This window comes from Citrobacter sp. RHB36-C18, assembly GCF_013814485.1.
Classification (GTDB): Bacteria; Pseudomonadota; Gammaproteobacteria; order Enterobacterales; family Enterobacteriaceae; genus Citrobacter; species Citrobacter braakii.
Genome location: NZ_CP057125.1, coordinates 4,628,948 through 4,650,022, shown reverse-complemented (window position 1 = coordinate 4,650,022; position 21,075 = coordinate 4,628,948). Strand labels below are relative to the sequence as shown.

Genomic DNA, 21,075 nt, shown 5'->3' with positions numbered 1-21,075 from the left:
CCCTGGTGCCCGATGGCATTACGCTTATCGGGCCGACGGTGAAACGTGCATCGTCATGTAGGCCGGATAAAGCGAAGCCGCATCCGGCGTTGAGTTGGCAGGTATCAGTACAGCTCTACGGCACTTGCCAGCGGAGTCACGCCAAAGCGTTTAGCCAGTGCTACCAGCTCTTCACGCGTGATGGTCTGCTTCATACCGCCCATCGAATAGATTTTGACTAAAACTTCGGCGGATTTTTCTGCGGTATCTATCAAGCCAAATGCTTCGTCGAGGGAGGGACCGCTGCCGAACACGCCGTGGAACGGCCACAGTACCAGCGAGTGTTTCTGCATTTCCTCGGCGGTTGCCTGGCCGATTTCATCCGTACCCGGCACCATCCACGGCAGAATGCCGACGCCATCCGGGAACACCACCAGACACTCGGTGCTGCCTTCCCACAGTTTGCGGGTAATCAGCGGGGTATTGTTTTCCAGCACGTAGGTCAGGGCGATCAGGTTGGTAGCATGGCAGTGCATGATCACGCGGTCTTTGCCGTTCGTCGCTTTAATACGCTCGCAATGGGAGAGGAAGTGAGCCGGCAACTCAGAGGTTGGCACCGCTTCGTGGGTCAGGCCCCAGAGGATGTGGTAGCCCGCGCCGTCGCTGTCTACTTTCACCACGCCCAAATTTGCCGCGGGATCGAGCTGAACGTTACGGAAAAATTTACCGGAACCGGTGACGATAAACGGCGTGTTAGCCAGCAAAGGCATTGGCTGACTTAGCGCGATATAGCGCGGTTTTTCGTGGAAATCGGCGCTAAATGGCGCAATATCAGCCTCATCCAGACGCAGCGTCAGATTGCCGCCGTTACGTTCGTCCCAGCCTTTCAGCCACGCGTCGGAAGTGGCTTTGATCATCCCCTGGACGAACCAGGAATTAGTCATGTTTTGCATATTCGGTGATCCTGTTGATTGCCCGATCGTTATCGGGTCTTACGTAAGCCGGATAAGTGAAGATCCATCCGGCTTCGTGTTTCATTCATTGCCGGATAGCGACGTGGGGCGTCTTATCCGGCCTGTAAGCCTGGTGTCACGGTTAGCTACGTTTGCTCAAAATCTCTTTCTCATAGGCGCGCACGCTGTCCAGCCACTGGCTTCCTGCTGGCGTGTCGTGACGCTGGCAATACATCTCCCAGACGGCCTGCCACGGCAGCGATTTTTGCTCTTCCAGCAGGGCCAGACGAGCGGTGTAGTCGCCGCTGGCTTCAAGCTGACGCAGTTGCTCGGTCGGTTCTAACAGCGCGCGCAGCAGGGCTTTTTTCATATTGCGAGTGCCGATAACCCACGCGGCGATGCGGTTAATAGAGGCGTCGAAGAAGTCGAGGCCGATGTGTACGCGGTCGAACAGGTTGTGGCGGACGATCTCGCTGGCAATCGCCTGTGTTTCATCATCCAGCAGCACCACGTGATCGCTGTCCCAGCGCACCGGACGGCTGACGTGCAGCAGCAGACGCGGTACGTACAGCATGGCGGCGGAGATTTTGTCGGAAATCACTTCAGTCGGATGGAAGTGACCCGCATCCAGGCACAGCGCAGTCTGACGGCTGGTGGCGTAACCCATATAGAACTCGTTGGAGCCCACGGTGTAGCTTTCGGCGCCGATGCCAAACAGCTTGCTCTCGACGGCGTCGATATGGTGCGCCGGGTCGAGTTTTTCGCTGATCACTTCATCCAGTGCTTCAAGCAGACGTTGGCGCGGCGCTAACCGGTCAACGGTGATGTCTTTCATGCCATCCGGGATCCAGATATTCATCACCGATGGCGTACCCAACTGCTCGCCAAAATACGCTGAGACGCGACGGCTGGCTTTGCAGTGGTCAATCCAAAACTGGCGAATGGTGTCATCGGCGTGGGCCAGCGTGAAGCCGTCGGCGCTCAGCGGGTGAGAGAAGCAGGAGGGGTTGAAATCCAGCCCTAACTGGTTTGCTTTCGCCCACTCGACCCAGTTTTTAAAATGTTCAGGTTTGATTTGGTCGCGGGCAACCGGCGTATCGGACTCCAGATAGATCGCGTGCAAATTCAGACGTTTTGGACCTGGGATCAGGCTCAGCGCCTGCTCCAGATCGGCGCGCAGTTCGGTGGCGTTACGCGCTTTGCCCGGATAGTTGCCGGTGGCCTGAATACCGCCTGTGAGCGAGCCTTCCGGATTCTCGAAACCGGCGACATCATCGCCCTGCCAGCAGTGCATGGAGACCGGCAGACGATCGAGCTGGCGTAAGGCCGCCTCGACATCAATGCCTACCGCGGCGAAACGCAGTTTTGCCAGTTCCCAGGCTTGTTCAAGTTGAGTGGTCATGCGCAAAGCTCCTTTGTCTGTCGTAGTGATGGAAACTGCGCCTGGTAGCGGGCAATTTCACTTTCAGGATTTGGAATGAAGGTGGTCAGGTCGTAGTTGGCACGCACCACCTGACGGAAATCATCGACGTTGTTAAGCTCGTCCAGCGTCATCAACTGGATGCCAATATTGCCGAGCGTGGAGGCCTCAATCGGCCCGGACATCACGCGAATACCGCAGGCATCCGCGCATAGCTGGTTCAGTAGGGCGTTCTGGCAGCCGCCGCCAACGATGTGCAGTTGGCTAAATGCTGCACCACGCAGTTGTGCCAGCTCTTGCAGAATGTCAGCGTATAGCAATGCCAGGCTGTCGAAGATACAGCGCGCCAGTTCGGCGTTTTGCTGGGGAACGGGTTGACCCGATTCACGGCAGGCCGCCTGAATTTCCGCGCTCATATCGTCGGGGTTGATAAAGCGATCGTCGTTCGGGTTTATCAGGAATTGGCAGGCCGGCAGCGCTTGCGTTTGGGCAATAAGCGTTGGCAGGTCGGTAATCTGGCGCTCTTTTAAAACGCGCTGGAGCAGCCACAGTCCCATGATGTTTTTCAGGACGCGGTAGCGCCCTTCCGCGCCCCCTTCGTTGGTGATGTTCGCCGCCAGCGCCGCATCGTTGGTATACGGCGTTCTGCTCTCAAAGCCCATCAGCGACCAGGTACCGGAAGAGAGATACGCACTATTTTTATCGGCCAGCGGTGAAGCGATGACCGCGCTGGCGGTGTCGTGACTGGCGACGGCCACAACCGGAATTTGGTTTTTCTGCGGGCAAATCCAGTGGCCAATGACGTTCCCCGGATGCGTCGGGCGACCAAACCAGGCTTTGTCTGCCCCGGTCCACGCCAGCAGCGTGTCATCCCAGTCGTCGGTGTTGATATTGACTAACTGGGTGGTGGTGGCGTTGGTGTATTCCCAGTTCAATTTGCCGGTCAGGCGAAAGCTGAAGTAGTCGGGGATCAGCAGAGCATGTGCCACCTGCGCAAGCAGTTCTGGCTGCTGTTCAACCAGCGCACGTAGCTGATACAAGGTGTTAAACGGCAGAAACTGAATGCCGCTACGGCGGTAGATTTCACCTTTACCTGGCTGCGCCATCGCCTGTGACATAATGCCGGTCGTGCGGCTGTCACGGTAAGAGACCGGCAGACCAACACGTTGGCCGGCGTTATCGATCAATACGTAATCCACGCCCCAGGTATCAATGCCAATGCTGTCTATCCGAATGCCTTCATCACAGACTTTTTTCAGGCCAAGGCGAATATCGTTTTCCAGGCTGTCGATGTCCCAGGTGTCAAAACCGTCCGTTTTTTGCAGACAGTTAACGAAGCGGTGGATTTCACGCAGCGTCAGGGTGCGGTGTTTACTGTCGTAACGTGCGAGCATTACGCGCCCACTGGATGCGCCGAGATCGACAGCGACACAATGGCGAAAAGTCATGGCGAGGTCCTTCTGAGTTTTATTGCACTCAGTCTAAGAACCCCGAATAAAGCGTACCTTCTTGACAGTGACAGCCCCAATTAGCGGCTGGCAACATGGCAAAGGTGAACGTGATGTTGTTCACAGTTTCCACTAATAGCGCGGATTTTGGCGGATGTGACGCCTTCCGCATTTCCCGATCTTTCCTGTCATTTCTTGAAGAATTAACCGTGTTTACGCACTTTGGCGTCAAAAAATTAAGGTGAGGGTAGGAACCCTTAATTACTATTCAGCCATATTCGTTAATCAGGGGGAGCCGTCATGACCGTACTGCATTGCGTGGATTTTTTTCCGACAGGTAAAGCGCCTGTGGCTATTGAACCGCGGCTTCCTCAGCCCGCGTTTCCTGAACATCATCATGATTTTCATGAAATTGTGGTGGTCGAACATGGAACGGGGATCCATGTGTTCAACGGACAGCCTTACACCATCAGCGGTGGTACGGTGTGTTTCGTCCGCGATCATGACAGGCATTTATATGAACATACTGACAATCTGTGTCTGACCAATGTTTTGTATCGCTCTCCGGATGCGTTTCAATTTCTGGCCGGGCTGAATCAGCTTTTGCCTCAGGAACAAAATGGGCAGTATCCCTCCCACTGGCGCGTAAACCAGGGCGTACTGCAGCAGGTTCGTCACCTGGTGGGGCAGATGGAGACGCTCGGCGAGGAGATGGATACGCCCACGGCGGCAAATCGCGAGATCTTGTTTATGCAGTTGCTGGTACTGCTACGTAAAAGCAGCCTGATGGAAGCGGCGACCGATAACGATGCGCGGCTTAACCTTTTGATGGCATGGCTGGAGGATAACTTTGCCGAAGAGGTGTGTTGGGAGGCGCTGGCCGAGAAGTTTTCGCTCTCTTTACGCACTCTGCATCGCCAGCTTAAACAGCAAACAGGATTGACGCCGCAGCGCTACCTTAACCGTCTGCGACTGATTAAAGCCCGACATCTGCTCCGCCACAGTGATGACAGCGTGACTGATATCGCTTATCTCTGCGGTTTCGGTGACAGTAACCACTTTTCGACGCTTTTTCGCCGTGAGTTCGAGTGGTCGCCACGCGATATTCGTCAGGGGCGTGACCTTATAGCGGGAAGCAGCCTTCAGTAACGCGAAAGCTATCAACGTTTTTTACCGTCCGTTTGCTGATAATCATACCCTTTCATGCCGGATGCGCTGCGCTTATCCGGCAAGCGTACAGGTTGAGGTGATGTGATGGCGAATCATCTGGTTCTTTTGAAATCAGACTTTTTTGCGCATGAGCAGCAGGCTGTCGCCGTGGCCGATCGTTATCCGCAGGATGTCTTTGCTGAGCATACCCACGAGTTTTGCGAGCTGGTTCTGGTTTGGCGCGGCAATGGACTGCATGTCCTTAACGATCGTCCGTACCGGATAACCCGTGGCGATCTGTTTTACATTCGCGCCGAAGATAAACACTCCTACACCTCCGTTAACGACCTTGTGTTGCAAAATATCATCTACTGCCCGGAGCGGTTAACGCTGAATGTTGACTGGCAAGGGGCGATCCCCGGATTTGACGGTACGCCAAGGCAGCCGCACTGGCGACTTGGCAGCGTTGGCATGACCCAGGCCAGACAGGTGATAAGCCAGCTTGAGCATGAAAGTAATCAGCGCGATGCGCAGGCCTTTACCATGGCTGAGCTGCTGTTTGGTCAACTGATAACTCACCTTAAACGTCATCGTTATGCCACGGATACGCTCCCGGCGACGTCAAGTGAAACGCTGCTGGATAAACTGATCACCGCGTTAGCCGGTAGCCATGAGCATGCGTTCGAACTGGATACGTTTTGCGAGCGTGAACGGTGCAGCGAACGCGTTTTGCGCCAGCAGTTTCGCAGCCAGACCGGGATGACTATCAACCATTACCTGCGGCAACTGCGCATTTGCCATGCTCAGTATCTGTTATCGCATACTGAAAAGCTGATTGGTGAAGTTGCTATGCAGTGCGGTTTTGAAGACAGTAACTATTTTTCGGTGGTATTTAACCGCGAAGTCGGGATGACGCCAGGGCAATGGCGCCATCGTAGTCGGGTGACACCATAATATATAAATGTGGTTTATATATTGCAGTGGCGTTTTGATACATATTCAGACTAAATTAGACATAATTAGTGAATGCTCTGTGCAATAAATCACAGTTGCTCTTTTATTTTTGTTTTATTCTCAACAAACTTATTTATCGGAGTAACGTTTGTGTTGACCAACTCAATAATCATCAAAAGTCTGCTTTTAATTTTGCTATCTTGCGATCGCAAAATTAAACGTATGCTTGATTATTTTTGCTGGTTTAATTCCGTTAACGATCTGGCTGAAAATGATATCGCCGAGCAGGAGTGTATGGATACGCAAATGGCGCGCGAATGGTCCAGCCTGTGGGACTGCGCCAGCGAAGCTATCGGCGCGAGCGTACGTCAACGCTGTCATCGTCCTGCCCGTTTTGGCCTGCATTTCCCGCAGGCGCTGCTGTGCCGTCGCAAACGTGATGAGCTGGCCTTCAGTTTCCGTAACTCCAGCCTGCACCAACTGTTAGTTTGCCGCCATGCCAGCGGCGCTGACGGTGAAAGCCAGGTTTATCAATTTGTTAGTCCTACACAAAGCACAATGCGCACTTTCGCCATTGTGCTTTTTTTATTGCCTGAATCTATGAGGAATCATTATGTACATTGTTTGTGTTGCAGCTTGTCCGACCGGCGTTGCTCATACCTACATGGCTGCGGAATCGCTTGAAATCATGGGGAAAAACCGTGGGCATGAAGTTAAAGTGGAAACGCAGGGGAGCATTGGCGCTGAGAATGAAATTACGCCAGAGGATCTGGCGCGCGCTGACGCGGTCATCATTGCTGCCGACGTTGCGATTAGCGGGAAAGAGCGTTTCGATGGCATGGTGAAGCTCGAATGCAGCGTCTCTGATCCCATCAAATTTGGCGATGCGGTGTTTGAAGCAGTAGAGCAGGAGGTTGCAAATGGCTAAGTTTCAGGGGGGAGACAAACCGTCTACCGGGATAGAGGTCAAGAACGCCATTATGACCGGCGTTTCATGGATGCTGCCGTTTGTCATTGCTGGAGCGGTGCTAATGGGGATCGCCCGTATCGGCGCTTCTCTCTACGGTATTGATAACATCTGGGATGCCAGCTACGAGCAGGCCGGCATGGTGGTGCAGTTGCTGCACAAATTTGATGGTTTCGGCGGGCTGGCGCTGTCCCTGATGTTGCCGGTGGTGGCCGGCTATATCAGCTTTGCGCTGGCGAACAAACCGGGTCTTGCGCCGGGGATGATTGGCGGACTGCTGGCAAGTAACCTGGGAACGGGTTTTCTCGGCGCGCTGGCGGCCGGTTTTGTCGCGGGCTATATCGTTCGCGCCCTGAACCGCTACATCAAATTGCCGAAGGCGCTCTCCTCTGCTGTGCCTATTTTCATTCTGCCAGTCGGCGGTACGCTGCTGACCTGCGTGGTGATGGCATTTATTATCGGTACGCCGCTGGCGGCGTTGAATCACGGCATGGAAAGCTGGCTGTTATCAATGTCCGGCACGAACAAAGTGCTGCTGGCGGCGGTCATTGGCGGCATGGTTGGGTTTGATCTCGGCGGCCCGATTAACAAGGCGGCGGTGACGACGGCAATGGCGTTACTGGCCTCCGGTATTTATGACCCAAACACCGCCGCGCAGGTGGCGATTATCGTGCCACCAATTGGTCTGGGTGTCGCTACGCTGCTGTGGTCGTCACGCTTCCCGGAATCCTTGCGTGAGGCGGGTAAAGCCTCTACGTTGATGGGGCTGATTGGTGTTTCTGAAGGCGCCATTCCGTTTGCGCTGTCAAATCCAAGAATTATTGTCGTCAACGTGATTGGCTCGGCGGTGGGGGCGGCGATGGCGGTAGGATTAGGGGCGGTAAACCATGCGCCGATCTCCGGTTTTTACGGCTGGCTGGCGGTAGAAAAATGGCCGATTTATGTGCTCTCAATTGTCTGCGGCTCGGCGATTATCGCCTGCGGCTCACTGTTGATATTCCGTGGCCCGACAGCCACGCCTGAGGTGAGAAAAGAGACGGTGGCGCCGAAATTTAAAGCCAGCCGTTAGACGTACTACTGAATTAATATTTCCCTATGTTTAGCGCGGGTAAATATCCGTGCGGGTTACCTACGCCTTAAAACAGGAATAAACGAAATGAAAACGGTTCATTTAATTCAGCATACGCACTGGGATCGTGAATGGTATTTTACGGAGAATGATTCCCAGGCTCTGCTTTATTATTTTATGGCAGATCTTATCCAACATCTTGAAGCGGATGAATCATTAGGTCCATTTATGCTTGATGGCCAAACGGTGGTGCTGGAAGATTATTTCCAACTGGCACCAGAAAACCGCGAACGCGTGCAGGCGCTGGTGAAAGCCGGACGTTTGTTAATCGGTCCCTGGTATACACAGACCGATTTTTTGGTGGTTGGCGCTGAGTCCATCACCCGCAATCTGCTGCTGGGGCAGGCAGACTGTGACGAGATAGGGCCGAGAATGGCGGTCGGTTATGTACCGGACTCCTTTGGCCAGAGCGCACAGTTGCCCATGTTCCTTAATCAGTTTGCCATCGACCACGCGGTTATCTGGCGCGGCTGGAGCGAGTACGACACGCCGTTTACCGAGTTCCGCTGGCGAAGCCAGGGGGGCAGCGTGGTGACGACGGCAGTATTACCGCAGGGTTATGGGTGCGCTAAGTGGTTGCCGACGGATGCCAACCAGGCCTGGCCGCGCCTCTCTGCGGTTATGGAAAAGCAGGCGGCATTTAGCCGCAGTACGCAGCTACTACTGCCGAACGGTAACGATCAGTCACCGTTTGAGTACGGCGTTCCGGCAATGCTCGACACGCTGAACCAGGAACAAACGGCGTACCGCTTTATTCGCAGCGACTTTAGCCGTTACTTTGCCGCGCTGGCGGATACGCCGCTGGCGATCTTTGAGGGCGAACTGCTAAGCCCGAAATATATGCGTATCCATCGCGGTATTTTTTCTACCCGCATGGATATTAAACAGGCCAACGTCCGGCTGGAGAACTTCGTCAGCCGTCAGCTAGAACCGTTGCTGAGTATGGCCTGGACGCTGGGGTTGCCCTATCCGCAGCGTGCCATTGAGACAATATGGCGCGAGGCGATGAAATCCCACGCTCACGATAGTATCGGTGGGTGTAACGCCGATCGCGTGAATGCAATGGTTAAGGCGCGTTTGCTCTCGGGTCAGGAAAAAGCCGAGCGCCTGTACGAGCTGAATATGCAGATGTTGGCAAACGGCATTACGGCGCAGCAACAGGGTAAAAAAATCATCGTCTTTAACGCGCTGCCGTCGGTGCGCGATGGCCTGGTGGCGCTGACGCTCTACCTACCCGGTGAGGCGTTCCGCATTGTTGACGAGCAGGGACAACCCTGTCGCTGGCAGATTATGCGTGAGACATCGCAAGATATGTCCGTCATTGTTCAGGAACTGTCCAATAGCCCCGATCCCGTCTTCTATCGGCGGTGCGATATTTTACTGGAGGTCGCATCGCTCCCCGCCTGCGGCTATACCACCCTGTATCTGCAAGATGAGTGCGCCCCCGGATTTGCTGTGCCGTCCTCGACAGAAGAGGCGCTGGAGAACCCGTGGTTACGCCTGACGCTGGAAGGCGAACAGGTTGTTCTGGTCGATAAGCGCAGCGGTAAGCGCTGGGAGAACCTTATTCAACTGGTGGACGGCGGCGATGCCGGTGACACCTATAACTATTCTCCACCAGAGGATGACTGGCGCGTTACCGGCGCAGGGGCGCTGCTTCACGCCGACTGGCAGCGCGGCGCGCTGGTGGACACGTTGTCGCTAAGCTGGTCTATCGCAGCACCGCACACGCTGGCCGACAGGCAGGAGCACCGTTGTAATGCACGACTGGATGTCAGCATGGTGGTCATGCTGGATCACCAGCGCCCGACGCTGGACCTCCAGGTTAGCGTCAACAACACCTTGCACGATCATCGTTTACAGGTGGAAATTCCTGCTGATGTCTTTACCGATGTCCATTTTGCCGATCAACCGTTTGGTCTCATTCGTCGCGCCAACCGACCGGCCACGCTGGATGTCTGGCAGCAGGAAAATTGGGGTGAAGCCCCGGCATCGCTGTGGCCAATGCAAAGTCTGGTAATGATGCATGATGGCAAGCAGGGCATCAGTGTGGTGACGGAGGGGCTGCGAGAATATGAAATTCCCGCAGAACGCCCATCGGTTATCGCCATTACGCTACTGCGTAGCGTGGGTTGGCTGGGACGTGCCGGTATGCCGTGGCGTCCGGGACGCGCATCCGGTATGGCGTTGCCTTCCCCAGACTCACAGATCCCAGGCGAATTTAGCGCCCGCTTCGCGCTCATCCCGTTGTGCGATGGTGAAAGCCCGAACTTCTGGCGTGAAGTCGAAGCCTGGCGCACACCGCCAGTTGGCTGGCTGGATTGCGGCTGGGCGCGTTTTAAAACTAATCCACACGCGCTGACATTCCCGACAGCCTACAGCCTGCTGCACTGGGAGGCACCACTCCATTTCAGCACCTTGAAAAAAGCGCAACGTGAAGATGCGCTGATTTTACGCGGCTGGAACCCCGGCTCGCAGCCGCAGATCAGCTCAACGCCGGTCGCTGATGCGACAGTGTGCGAAGTTACGCTGGCGGAAAAATCGCTGAACTCATCGCATGAAACGATACCGGCCTGCACGCCGATCTCATGGCGTATTACGCCCGCAGCCAGAGGATAATATTGTGTTAAACATTCGTTTTACCTGCCCGTTGCCAAATGGTCTACATGCTCGCCCCGCCAGTGCGTTAGAGCAGCGCGTCAGCGCATTTCAGGCTCGCGTTCAAATAGGCAATCTGCGTAACCAGCGTCAGGCCGATGCCCGTAGCGTGTTGGCGATGATTGGGACCGATATTTTGTATCAGGACCCGTGTGAACTGGTGATTGAGGGCGAGGATGAATCTGCCGCGCATCAGGCGCTGACTCAGTTTGTGAGGCAAGAGTTTGCCGCGTGTGATGAACCCGTTGCCCGGACGCCGGAACGGGTGGAGCAACCTCTGCCGGTTTTTCTGGCGCAGACCCGTGCGGAGTGGGTGCGCGGTAACGGCGTGAGCGCTGGGCTGGCGCAAGGGATGGCAATGCATCTGGGCGTGCCGGATCTGTATCAATTGGCAGAACAAGAGGCGGTGGCGGCGCCGGCTGTACAGCGAGCCGCGCTGACGGCGGCACTTGAGCAAGTACGCCGCGAGCTTCACGACGCATTACCGCATACGCAGGGAGAAGCCGCGTCGGTGCTACAGGCTCATGTCAAACTGCTGGACGATGCGCTCTTCGAAACCTCGCTACTTACCGACCGTACAGCGCGCAATGCGCTGGCAGCACTGGCGCTGGCGCTGGATGAACTGAGCGCGCCGCTGCGCGAAAGTCGCAGCGTCTACCTACAACAGCGGGTGCTGGATGTACAGGATTTGGGCCTGCGTCTGGCGGCGCATCTCACCGCGCAGCCGCTGATGCCGCAAACGGCATTGTCGCAAGACACCATCGTTATCAGTCCGGTTCCCATAACGCCAGGCCAGTTTCTGGCGCTGCGCGGTCCGCATCTGAAAGGTGTGGTGATGGGCGCGGGCGGGGAAACATCACATACCGTCATTCTGGCGCGATCGTTTGGGGTTCCGCTGCTGAGCGTAGAGGCGGCGGAAGCGGGGCGTATTCGCGGTGGTGAAGCGCTGCTGCTCGACACTCGCCACGGGGTGGTGGTGGTGTCGCCGGATGAGCAGGCTCTGCGGTGGTATCAACTGGAAGAGGACAAACGTCAGCGCCTTGAGGCGCGTTTACAGCCGCTTATTCAACGCCCTGGGGCGACGCAAGAGGGCGAACGGGTGACGGTGCTGGCGAATATCGCGCTGGCTGCGGAAGTGGAAACGGCATTTGCCGCCGGGGCGGAGGGGATTGGTCTGTTCCGCACTGAAATGCTGTTCTGCGAACGAGCCGCGCCGCCTGACGAGGAGGAGCAGTACCAGGCCTATCGTCACGTGCTGGAACAGGCGCGGGGGCGTAAAGTGGTGATCCGTACGCTGGATATTGGTGGTGATAAACCCTGTGACTATCTGGCGATGCCGCCGGAGGAAAACCCCTTTCTTGGCTGGCGCGGCATCCGCCTGTATCCCGAATTTATGTCGATTTTCCGTCCTCAGATACGTGCGCTACTGCGTGCCAGCGCCGCCGGACCGTTGCACATTATGGCGCCGATGGTGACTACGCTTGCTGAGGTGAAGTGGCTGCGTGAACAGTTCCAGCAAACAGCGGCGCAACTGCTGGCCGAGGGGGCGGCGGTTGGGCAGTGGTCGCTGGGTATTATGGCGGAAGTGCCATCAGTGCTTTATCTGCTGGAGAAAGCCGCTGCGTATATCGACTTTGTTTCGATTGGCAGCAACGACCTGACGCAATACTTCCTGGCCTGCGACCGGGGCAACGCGCAGGTTCGACATCTCTACAATTATTTTGATCCCGCGTTTTTACAGTTACTGAAGGAGATGACGGCGCGCGCGCAGCGGGCCGGTATTGAGATCAGCCTGTGCGGCGAGATGGGCGGCGACCCGTCGGCGCTGGCGCTACTGTTGGGCGTTGGTTTACGACAGATCAGCATGTCCTCAAGCCGTATTGCGCCAGCAAAGGCGCGCTTAATGACCTTAACCCTCGCGCACAGCGAGCAGACGCTGGAACGGGCATTAGCCTGTGAAAGTGGTCAGGACGTGGCGGTACTACTTTCGCAACAGGTGGCGGCGCAAGCAAAACCCGTGTTTGATCCCGCCCTGATCCTGCTCGATCGGGCGATTACCCGTAAAGCGGAAGCGATTAAGGTGCTCACCGATAATCTGGAGGTCGAACAGCGGGTCTTTTCCGGCTCAGCCGTTGAAGAGGCTATTTGGCAGCGTGAAGCGATTTTCTCTACCGCATTAGGATTTGCAATTGCGCTTCCGCACTGCAAATCGGCGGCGGTCGCGCACAGTAGCGTGTCGGTGATGCGTTTGAGTGAGCCGCTGGCGTGGAGCGACGAGGTGGATGTCTCGCTGGTTATCATGCTGACGGTGAGTGAGCAGGAGAAGGGCGATCATATGAAAATCTTCTCCCGTCTGGCGCGTAAGTTGATGCATGTGGAGTTCCGTGAGCAGTTGCTTGGCAGCATGTCGCCGCAGGATGTCGCCGTGCATCTGGCACAGGAAATGGCGGGATAAATCATGGTACAGAATCCTCGCCGGGCGTTCATTCTGCTGTCGGCTGTCTTTTTTTACTGGGGCGTCCTGACGGCAATTAATAGCGCCACGATTCCCTTTTTCCGGCAAGTTTTTTCGCTTTCATGGCGAGACTCGATGTTGGTAAATGTGGCGTTTTATCTCGCACCGTTTGTGATTTGTTTACCGTGTTCAGGCTGGATGGCGCGTTTAGGGTATCGCAGCGCACTCTTACTGGCGTTGATACTTGCCGCAAGTGGTTCGGTGGTGATTGCCGTATCGCTCTGGCTGGCATCATTTGCCGGTTGCCTGGTGGGGATTTTCATTGTGGCGATGGGGGTTGCGGCGATGCAGGTGGTCGCAAACCCTTATGTTAATCGGCTTGGCGAGGCGCAAAGTGCGGCTGGACGCCTCAGTCTGGCGTCGTCCATCAACTCCCTCGGGGCGGCGCTGGCGCCTGTCGTCCTGGCGGTTGTTCTGGCTGGCTCTGTCATTTCAGTTCCGGGGATGTATCTCGGTTTGATGCTGGTGGGAGGCATACTGCTGGTTGCGTTTTACCGTTTTTCAATTGCTGATTTTCGTGACGCGCACGAGAATATTTTTTCTGCGATTCGTGCGCTCAGGCGCTATGCGCAGTTTCGTACTGGGGTGAGTGGCATTCTTGTTTACGTTGGCGTTGAAGTCAGCATGGGTACTACGGCTCTCAGCTATCTTCACGACCCATCTTTGGGCGGGTTTTCGCTTGCACAAGCGACCTCCTTTATCGCGTTGTACTGGGGCGGTGCATTAGCGGGTCGGTTTTTGTATGGCTTGCTGGCTCACTGTTGCCGACCTCAGTTGTTGTTTTGCCTGTGTTCTTCGGGAGCGGTACTACTAACCGTTGCCGCGATAGTTTTCGCTAACCGTTTTGGCGGCTATTGCCTGCTGGCGACGGGGCTCATGAACTCGGTGATGTATCCCATTATTTTCTCTCGCACGCTCTCCGGCCTTGATCGCTATGCGGCATCTATTTCTGCTTGCTTGATTATGGCGGGCATTGGCGGCGGGGTGCTGCCCTTTATCCAGGGGATGGTTATTGATGCTATTGGCCTGCGTTTGAGCTTTTGGGTGCCGGTTATCGGGTATCTGTTTTTATTGCTGAACGGATTTAAGCTATACGCTCGAACGGAGGTATTTTGTGAGTAACGCCATCATTATTTGGTTAATTTAAGGTAATACAACGGAAACTGATTTTCGGTGGTATTTAACCGTAAAATTGGGATGACGCCAGCGCAGTGGCGTCATCGTCGTCGGGGGTTGTGTCGTTAGCTGGCCATTCCCAGACCAACAATGTTTGCCGCGACAATGATCACTACGCAGCCAAGACTTAGCACGCTGACCGGACGTCTCCCTGCATTGCTCCACTCTTTCATGATCAGGCCCACGATACCGCCGCACAGGACGTAGAAGCTCATGTGCAGCATCCAGCTCATGTAGTCATACTGTGCTGGAATTTTGGCATGGCCCCAGGCGTAAAAGAAGAACTGGAGATACCACATCAGGCCAGCAAGCGCAGAAAACAGGATATTGCTGATAATTAGCGGTTTTGCTAAAGAGAAGTCGGCCTTTACTGACAGGTTTTTCATTTTTGCCAGACGAATGAAGCAGTATCCCAGATTGATCACCGCACCACCGCCCATGATGACTACGTAGCTTGGCAGGGCGACATACAGCGGATCGATACCGAGTGTTGCAGCGGCTTCGTGCATTGGTTTAGCCGCATCCATGGCAAAGGACATCCCCGCGGAGAAAAAGCCGCACATCACCGCCAGTATCAGACCTTTTTTCAGATTGAACTCTTCGGCTTTGATGCCCATCTTGCGCTCTTTTAACTGTCCGGCGCGGGTGACAATCGCCACTCCGATCAGGGCAACCAGCACGCCGAGCAGGGTCATACGCCCGCCTGGTGTGCCAATGAGCACGTCAAATTTACCGGCAATGATTGGCGTCATTAAGGTACCAACAATTAGCGTAATGCCGATAGCGATCCCGATCCCCATCGACATACCGAGATAGCGCATAGTCAGGCCATAGTTGATATTACCAATCCCCCACATGGCACCGAATAAAAATACCGGCAGCAGGGTGGACGCACTGAATGAACTGTAATAGGCCCAGAAGTCCGGCAGAAGGATCGCGCTGACGAGCCAGGGAAGGATCAGCCATGAAACAAAACCACCTATAGACCACATGGTTTCCCAGGACCAGTGTTGTACCTTTTTAAAAGGGGCATAGAAACAAGCGGCACTAGCGGCACCGATTAGATGCCATATTATCCCCATCGTAATTGCGTTACCCATTCTGTTTCCTTTTGAATTATCGATTTGGCAGGATGAAAACACCCGTTTTGATGTTCAAAAGTCTAAAGAGTGAGCAATAGATTAACCTTCAGCATGCTGCCGTGTGATCAGTAATGCTGGCAAAATTCAGGGGATGAAAGGGATATTGATCACAAATGCGGCCCCGCCCCTCTTTTTTGAGAAGGGCGGAAATATAGAGGATTAGCAAATTCTTACTGCCTGAATACCCAGTAGCCAGGCGAGTTTTTCCAGTGCCTCGCCATGGTGCCCCAGGCCAATGCTGCAATGATGAGCTGGGCCGCCCATACACCATTGCGTGGTGAACTCGCGAGCTGATAACGGGAAGCGATAGCGGCTATTGGTGTTGCCAATATCCAGGACTTCACCTGGCACAGCTTCACCTTCGGCATACTGTAAACGCACCCCGTTTTCGGCATCTTCAATTACCGAAAGAAAGGTCACCGGACCTGATTTTACGGTCATCTGGATAGATACACCTTTACCGGGTTTACCATGATAAACCGGCAGCGGCACCAGACTCACCGTACCATCCGCCATCAGCGGGTGTGCCGGACCGTCATGTCCCCACAAAACAGCATCATCATTAAATTCAATGCCATATGGTTCTGAGAATGAACCGCCAGCCCCCAGAAGTTGCTGAATTTTCATCGCCAGCACATTTTTGATTTCATATTCTCCCGCTACGGGAATACCACGGTGGGTAAGCAGCGTGTTGCCGAGAATGATTGAGGTGATGATGTTCTCGTAAGCGTTGCCGTTACGGCCTTCATAATAATAGGCTAGTGCACCGAGTTTATTCTGGGCAATCAGTTTATCCATGGCGCAGGCAGTGGTGAGTGCGCGGTTGAGCTCTGCAGGTTCGCATGCCGCATCCAACTGAAGTACACGGTGCATTTCCTGTCGTTTGGCATTGAGGTCTGCCTCGCTGACCTGCTCGCGATATTCCGCCAACTCACACATTTCCAATGGCTTAAAGCGTACGCCCATTTTGGCGGACAAGTTCGTCATATTGCTGTAAACGTCTACCATGCCGTCATAATAGTGCCCGAGGACGCCGACCTGACAATTTGCCAGCATTTGACGAGCGTTAAGTGCCTGTAGCCACTGCGCCGTTTGTTGCCAGACATACTCATCGCCCTGTAATGCGCCAACAATTAACTGAAAGCGGATATTCGCACGGTTAAACACGTTTGCCAGTTCGGGGGCGCTGCAGGCCTGACAGTGCGCCAGCCACTCTCCAGTACGACCTCCCCGATCGGGAATTTGACGGATTGTTGAATAAGGCAGCCCTGGCTCTGGCTGTAGGGCCAGAATAATGACCGGTTTATTGATACTCTGCACAAGCGGTAGCACCGTTGAGCTGAGCGCGTAGGTGCTGATGTAAAGACAGACAGCATCGACCGGCTGTTGCTGCAACCGTCTGATAAGGGCATCGGCTTTATCGACGTTATCAATCAGGCCGCCATTAATCACGCTGGCTTGTTGCGCCGTCAGGCGCTCATCAATTGATTGCAGATAGCCCTGAAGACGTGACTCAAGGCCTGTAAACTGGGGCCAGTATGTGTCGAGGCCGATACCAAAAAGGGCGATGTTGACAGACATAGCAATATTTCCTTGTGAGATAATCTTCAGACTATGTCGTGATTTATCTCCCATGTCCTTCATGTCGCTGCCTATTTTCTACTCAGGTTGGCAAAATCAGCCTGATTTTCCCAGTGATGCTCACACTTTTACCTCATAATATCCATGTAAAAAGTACGGCATTGATAATCATTTTCAATATCATTTAATTAACTATAATGACCCAACTGCTTACGCGGCGTTAACACTGGCCGCCCGACAATACTGGAGATGATTATGAGTTATACACTGCCATCCCTGCCGTACGCTTATGATGCCCTTGAACCGCACTTTGATAAGCAGACGATGGAAATCCACCATACCAAACACCACCAGGCTTACGTAAACAACGCGAACGCTGCGCTGGAAAGCTTGCCTGAATTCGCGAGCCTGCCTGTTGAAGAGCTGATCACCAAACTGGATCAACTGCCAGCAGACAAGAAAACCGTACTGCGTAACAACGCGGGCGGCCACGCTAACCACAGCCTGTTCTGGAAAGGCCTGAAAACCGGTACTACGCTGCAGGGCGACCTGAAAGCGGCTATCGAACGTGACTTCGGCTCCGTGGACAACTTCAAAGCTGAATTTGAAAAAGCTGCAGCAACCCGTTTTGGTTCCGGCTGGGCGTGGCTGGTTCTGAAAGGTGACAAACTGGCTGTTGTTTCCACTGCTAACCAGGATTCCCCGCTGATGGGTGAAGCTATCTCTGGCGCTTCCGGCTTCCCGATCGTGGGCCTGGACGTTTGGGAACACGCTTACTACCTGAAATTCCAGAACCGCCGCCCGGACTACATCAAAGAGTTCTGGAACGTGGTGAACTGGGACGAAGCTGCCGCGCGTTTCGCAGCGAAAAAATAAGTTCTACGCTTTGATAAGCCCCTGCAAGCGATGCTTGTGGGGGTTTTTTTGTGATCAAAATCAATATAAAAACAATGATCCACTTAAATTGAAACAAGGTTTTATTATGCGAGTGGGATCACTTTTATAGTCTCTATGAATGTCTATCTTCGTTTCATCAAGACGGGCGCATCTCATAAGCAAGATGCAATCGCCCATAAAAATTGCCCCATTTTTATGTCTACAGGTGATGGAAATGCAGATCAAACGAACGATAGAGAAAATCCCAGGCGGCATGATGCTCGTGCCGCTTTTTCTGGGCGCGTTGTGTCACACCTTTTCTCCCGGCGCCGGGAAATACTTCGGCTCCTTTACCAACGGTATGATCACCGGTACGGTGCCTATTCTGGCGGTCTGGTTCTTTTGTATGGGGGCGTCGATCAAGCTAAGCGCCACCGGTACCGTACTGCGTAAATCAGGCACGCTGGTCATAACCAAGATCCTGGTAGCGTGGGTGGTCGCGGCGATTGCTTCACGTATTCTGCCGGAACATGGTGTAGAAGTTGGTTTCTTCGCCGGGTTGTCTACGCTGGCGCTGGTGGCCGCCATGGATATGACCAACGGCGGGCTGTATGCCTCGATTATGCAGCAGTACGGCACCAAAGAAGAGGCCGGGGCGTTTGTCCTGATGTCGCTGGAGTCTGGCCCGCTGATGACTATGGTGATTCTGGGAACCGCCGGGATCGCTTCGTTTGAACCACACGTGTTTGTGGGGGCCGTATTACCGTTCCTGATTGGCTTTGCGCTGGGAAATCTGGACCCTGAGCTGCGGGAGTTCTTCAGCAAAGCGGTGCAGACGTTGATTCCTTTCTTTGCCTTCGCGCTTGGTAACACCATTGATTTGAGCGTGATTGCGCAGACCGGTGTACTGGGTATTTTGCTGGGCGTGGCGGTAATTATTATTACCGGTATTCCATTGATTATCGCCGATAAACTGATTGGCGGCGGCGATGGCACAGCGGGGATTGCGGCCTCCAGCTCAGCTGGTGCGGCGGTCGCTACGCCAGTGCTGATTGCTGAAATGGTTCCGGCATTTAAACCGATGGCGCCGGCAGCAACTTCCCTTGTCGCCACGTCGGTGATTGTGACCTCCATTCTGGTGCCGATTATCACTTCCATCTGGTCGAAAAGAGTAAAAGCTAGGGCGGCGGAAATTGATATTCGTAGCGCCGTGAAGTAAGTCTCTTTTGCCGGATGGTCTGTTCCATCCGGCTTAACGATTTACGCTTTGACGACAAATACCTCATCGATGGTCCGACACTCACCCTCGTTCAACTCTCCGCCGGCATTTCGTGACACGCCGGTGCAATAGCCAAACTTACGCGATACCACGGTTTTGATGGTGGTGACGAAATCTTCGCCAATGGCGTAGATGGACATGTAGGTGCCAATCTGGTCCTGAATGTCGCGAAGTGCTGTCAGGTCGCCCTGTTTAAATGCTTCCCGTGCGCTGACAAACAGTTCAGGCATGACGTTGTTTAATCCTGAAATCACCCCCGCGCCGCCTGCCAGCAGGTTAGGAATGTAGTATTCGTCATAGCCGGACAACACGGCAAAATCCTCCCGTACGGCGCGGGTGGTCTGGATCATACTGCGAGTATGGGACTGGCAGTCGACGGTATCTTTAATGCCTGCGAAGTTGGGGAACTCGGCGGCGAGGGTGGCAACCAGTTCAGGCGTTAAATCGCAGCCAGTGCGCGCCGGAAAGTTATAGGCAAACCATTTACCGCTGAGCTTCTGCCCCAACTGACGGAAGTAGCTCAGCAGCTGTTTTGCCGTTTGCCCATAGTAGTAAGGCGGCAGGATCATCACGGCGTCGTAATCGGCGCGATACGCTTCCTGCGCCATCAACAGCACATCATTCTGGCAGGTGGATGAGACGTTGGCGACCATCTTCAGCGAGCTCATAGCGCGGGCCTCGCGGATTAGTAACAGCTTTTCTTCGAGCGTAAAGGAGGCAAATTCCCCGATGCTACCCATCAGCAAAATCACGTCGATTTTGGCCTCGGTAAGGCGTTTGAGATGCTGGCTTAGACCGTTAAGATCGATCTTGCCGTCATTATCCATTGGCGTAATGGAAGGACACCAGACGCCAGCAAATTGCGATTGACCAGTCACGTTGTTGACTCCTTATTTGAAATGATGTTTCAAAACCAGATTACATTGATAGCATGTGTCCCTAAGTTTCATGTGAACCGTGCTCTCATTTTGAGCGACTGGGGTAAAATAAATGTGGTGTAATGGGGGAAATTTATCGGGAGAGGGAACAGATGCGATATCCGGTCGATGTTTTTACAGGCAAGGTTCGGGACTACACGGGAAGCCGTCCCAGCGCGATTGCTAAGGTCCAGGTTGACGGCGAGCTGATGCTGACCGAACTGGGGCTGACGGGTGATGAACAGGCGGAAACGAAAATTCACGGTGGGCCGGATCGCGCGCTGTGCCACTATCCGCGTGAACACTATCAGCACTGGAGACAAGAGTTTCCGGAGCAGGCAGAGCTCTTTGTCGCGCCCGCGTTTGGCGAGAATCTCTCTACTCAGGGGCTAACGGAAGAGAATGTATTTATTGGCGACATTTTCCAGTGGGGAGATGCGCTGATTCAGGTCACGCAGCCGCGCTCGCCGTGCTTTAAGCTGAATTTCCATTTTGGCATCAGCGATATGGCTAGCCAGATGCAGGATGCAGGCAAGACGGGCTGGTTGTGCAGCGTCATCGCTCCAGGCCAGGTGTCGGCGGACGCGCCGTTGATCCTGGCTTCACGCGTCAGCGACGTCAGCGTGCGGGAGGCGATTGCCATTGCCTGGCATATGCCGTTTGATGACTCACAATATCACCGTTTACTCTCGGCTGCCGGGTTATCGAAAAGCTGGACCCGAACGATGCAAAAGCGTCGTTTAAGCGGCAAGATCGAAGACAATTCCCGCCGTTTGTGGGGAAAATAAAGCCATTCTGGCCATGCAATTAAATCAGGTGGTAACACCTGATTTGCCTCTCTCGTGGTTCTTATCTCTGCATACTAAAGCGGGTAAAAAACCTGCTTGTCACGCCATGTTTTCAGTCCATTCTTGATACCTGGCCCACAAAAA

At 54.3% G+C, this 21,075-nt stretch carries 17 protein-coding genes; 11 read left to right on the top strand and 6 right to left on the bottom strand.

Translation table 11 applies throughout. The annotated features are described in order from the left end of the window. Positions 1–104 precede the first annotated feature (104 nt). The 3 genes from rhaD to rhaB form a co-directional block, all read right to left on the bottom strand. On the bottom strand, positions 105–932 hold the full coding sequence (rhaD, locus tag HVZ52_RS21980) for a rhamnulose-1-phosphate aldolase (RefSeq protein ID WP_016155197.1): 828 nt from the start codon (positions 930–932) through the stop codon (positions 105–107). 142 nt (positions 933–1,074) lie between these two features. Beyond that, positions 1,075–2,334, bottom strand: coding sequence for an L-rhamnose isomerase (gene rhaA, locus HVZ52_RS21975; RefSeq protein ID WP_019077926.1), 1,260 nt, complete (start codon positions 2,332–2,334; stop codon positions 1,075–1,077). Beyond that, positions 2,331–3,800, bottom strand: coding sequence for a rhamnulokinase (gene rhaB, locus HVZ52_RS21970; RefSeq protein ID WP_016155199.1), 1,470 nt, complete (start codon positions 3,798–3,800; stop codon positions 2,331–2,333). Before rhaB ends, rhaA begins: the two co-directional genes overlap by 4 nt. Before the next feature lie 300 nt (positions 3,801–4,100). On the opposite strand from rhaB, the gene rhaS reads away from it, so the two are divergent. The 8 genes from rhaS to HVZ52_RS21930 all read left to right on the top strand — a co-directional run bounded on the left by rhaS (position 4,101) and on the right by HVZ52_RS21930 (position 14,294). Further along, positions 4,101–4,949, top strand: coding sequence for an HTH-type transcriptional activator RhaS (rhaS, locus tag HVZ52_RS21965; protein WP_016157890.1), 849 nt, complete (start codon positions 4,101–4,103; stop codon positions 4,947–4,949). A gap of 105 nt (positions 4,950–5,054) precedes the next feature. Continuing rightward, positions 5,055–5,903 carry an HTH-type transcriptional activator RhaR gene (rhaR, locus tag HVZ52_RS21960; RefSeq protein WP_049282355.1) on the top strand — a complete coding sequence of 283 codons (849 nt, stop codon included), beginning with the start codon at positions 5,055–5,057 and terminating at the stop codon, positions 5,901–5,903. Between the two features lie 222 nt (positions 5,904–6,125). Next, positions 6,126–6,587, top strand: a complete 462-nt coding sequence (locus HVZ52_RS21955) for a hypothetical protein (RefSeq protein WP_152607070.1) — start codon at positions 6,126–6,128, stop codon at positions 6,585–6,587. Beyond that, positions 6,517–6,831, top strand: coding sequence for a PTS fructose transporter subunit IIB (locus tag HVZ52_RS21950; protein ID WP_181598693.1), 315 nt, complete (start codon positions 6,517–6,519; stop codon positions 6,829–6,831). Before HVZ52_RS21955 ends, HVZ52_RS21950 begins: the two co-directional genes overlap by 71 nt. Next, on the top strand, positions 6,824–7,939 hold the full coding sequence (locus HVZ52_RS21945) for a PTS fructose transporter subunit IIC (RefSeq protein ID WP_047415600.1): 1,116 nt from the start codon (positions 6,824–6,826) through the stop codon (positions 7,937–7,939). Before HVZ52_RS21950 ends, HVZ52_RS21945 begins: the two co-directional genes overlap by 8 nt. Before the next feature lie 87 nt (positions 7,940–8,026). After that, positions 8,027–10,618, top strand: coding sequence for a glycoside hydrolase family 38 C-terminal domain-containing protein (locus tag HVZ52_RS21940; RefSeq protein ID WP_181598692.1), 2,592 nt, complete (start codon positions 8,027–8,029; stop codon positions 10,616–10,618). Positions 10,619–10,622: 4 nt separating this feature from the next. Continuing rightward, positions 10,623–13,112: a phosphoenolpyruvate--protein phosphotransferase gene (gene ptsP / locus HVZ52_RS21935; RefSeq protein WP_181598691.1), complete on the top strand. Its 2,490-nt coding sequence runs from the start codon at positions 10,623–10,625 to the stop codon at positions 13,110–13,112. 3 nt (positions 13,113–13,115) lie between these two features. Beyond that, positions 13,116–14,294: an MFS transporter gene (locus HVZ52_RS21930; protein WP_181598690.1), complete on the top strand. Its 1,179-nt coding sequence runs from the start codon at positions 13,116–13,118 to the stop codon at positions 14,292–14,294. A gap of 119 nt (positions 14,295–14,413) precedes the next feature. Here HVZ52_RS21930 and rhaT read toward each other — a convergent pair whose 3' ends face one another. Together rhaT and HVZ52_RS21920 are read right to left on the bottom strand one after the other, a co-directional pair. Continuing rightward, positions 14,414–15,448 carry an L-rhamnose/proton symporter RhaT gene (gene rhaT, locus HVZ52_RS21925; protein ID WP_016157897.1) on the bottom strand — a complete coding sequence of 345 codons (1,035 nt, stop codon included), beginning with the start codon at positions 15,446–15,448 and terminating at the stop codon, positions 14,414–14,416. 201 nt (positions 15,449–15,649) lie between these two features. Next, positions 15,650–17,071 carry an L-fucose/L-arabinose isomerase family protein gene (locus HVZ52_RS21920; RefSeq protein ID WP_137351785.1) on the bottom strand — a complete coding sequence of 474 codons (1,422 nt, stop codon included), beginning with the start codon at positions 17,069–17,071 and terminating at the stop codon, positions 15,650–15,652. 255 nt (positions 17,072–17,326) lie between these two features. Here HVZ52_RS21920 and sodA point away from each other — a divergent pair, with 255 nt between their 5' ends. Both sodA and kdgT read left to right on the top strand, forming a co-directional pair. Continuing rightward, on the top strand, positions 17,327–17,947 hold the full coding sequence (gene sodA, locus HVZ52_RS21915) for a superoxide dismutase [Mn] (RefSeq protein ID WP_016155203.1): 621 nt from the start codon (positions 17,327–17,329) through the stop codon (positions 17,945–17,947). A 235-nt stretch (positions 17,948–18,182) separates the two neighbouring features. After that, on the top strand, positions 18,183–19,166 hold the full coding sequence (gene kdgT / locus HVZ52_RS21910; protein ID WP_016155204.1) for a 2-keto-3-deoxygluconate transporter: 984 nt from the start codon (positions 18,183–18,185) through the stop codon (positions 19,164–19,166). A gap of 41 nt (positions 19,167–19,207) precedes the next feature. Here the strand turns inward: kdgT and HVZ52_RS21905 are convergent, their stop codons facing one another. Next, a complete protein-coding gene (locus tag HVZ52_RS21905) occupies positions 19,208–20,104 on the bottom strand; it encodes a dihydrodipicolinate synthase family protein (RefSeq protein ID WP_016155205.1) in 897 nt (298 codons plus the stop codon). 152 nt (positions 20,105–20,256) lie between these two features. Here HVZ52_RS21905 and yiiM point away from each other — a divergent pair, with 152 nt between their 5' ends. Continuing rightward, a complete protein-coding gene (gene yiiM / locus HVZ52_RS21900; protein WP_115191155.1) occupies positions 20,257–20,931 on the top strand; it encodes a 6-hydroxyaminopurine reductase in 675 nt (224 codons plus the stop codon). The last annotated feature ends 144 nt before the right edge of the window (positions 20,932–21,075 follow it).

What these genes read in the sequence shown, in the direction of transcription:
- kdgT (WP_016155204.1), top strand. Translation starts at nt 18,183, where the DNA reads ATGCAGATCAAACGAACGATAGAGAAAATCCCAGGCGGCATGATGCTC.
- HVZ52_RS21940 (WP_181598692.1), top strand. Translation starts at nt 8,027, where the DNA reads ATGAAAACGGTTCATTTAATTCAGCATACGCACTGGGATCGTGAATGG.
- yiiM (WP_115191155.1), top strand. Translation starts at nt 20,257, where the DNA reads ATGCGATATCCGGTCGATGTTTTTACAGGCAAGGTTCGGGACTACACG.
- HVZ52_RS21945 (WP_047415600.1), top strand. Translation starts at nt 6,824, where the DNA reads ATGGCTAAGTTTCAGGGGGGAGACAAACCGTCTACCGGGATAGAGGTC.
- rhaB (WP_016155199.1), bottom strand. Translation starts at nt 3,800, where the DNA reads ATGACTTTTCGCCATTGTGTCGCTGTCGATCTCGGCGCATCCAGTGGG.
- HVZ52_RS21950 (WP_181598693.1), top strand. Translation starts at nt 6,517, where the DNA reads ATGTACATTGTTTGTGTTGCAGCTTGTCCGACCGGCGTTGCTCATACC.
- sodA (WP_016155203.1), top strand. Translation starts at nt 17,327, where the DNA reads ATGAGTTATACACTGCCATCCCTGCCGTACGCTTATGATGCCCTTGAA.
- rhaD (WP_016155197.1), bottom strand. Translation starts at nt 932, where the DNA reads ATGCAAAACATGACTAATTCCTGGTTCGTCCAGGGGATGATCAAAGCC.
- rhaR (WP_049282355.1), top strand. Translation starts at nt 5,055, where the DNA reads ATGGCGAATCATCTGGTTCTTTTGAAATCAGACTTTTTTGCGCATGAG.
- rhaT (WP_016157897.1), bottom strand. Translation starts at nt 15,448, where the DNA reads ATGGGTAACGCAATTACGATGGGGATAATATGGCATCTAATCGGTGCC.
- rhaA (WP_019077926.1), bottom strand. Translation starts at nt 2,334, where the DNA reads ATGACCACTCAACTTGAACAAGCCTGGGAACTGGCAAAACTGCGTTTC.
- HVZ52_RS21930 (WP_181598690.1), top strand. Translation starts at nt 13,116, where the DNA reads ATGGTACAGAATCCTCGCCGGGCGTTCATTCTGCTGTCGGCTGTCTTT.
- HVZ52_RS21955 (WP_152607070.1), top strand. Translation starts at nt 6,126, where the DNA reads ATGCTTGATTATTTTTGCTGGTTTAATTCCGTTAACGATCTGGCTGAA.
- HVZ52_RS21920 (WP_137351785.1), bottom strand. Translation starts at nt 17,071, where the DNA reads ATGTCTGTCAACATCGCCCTTTTTGGTATCGGCCTCGACACATACTGG.
- rhaS (WP_016157890.1), top strand. Translation starts at nt 4,101, where the DNA reads ATGACCGTACTGCATTGCGTGGATTTTTTTCCGACAGGTAAAGCGCCT.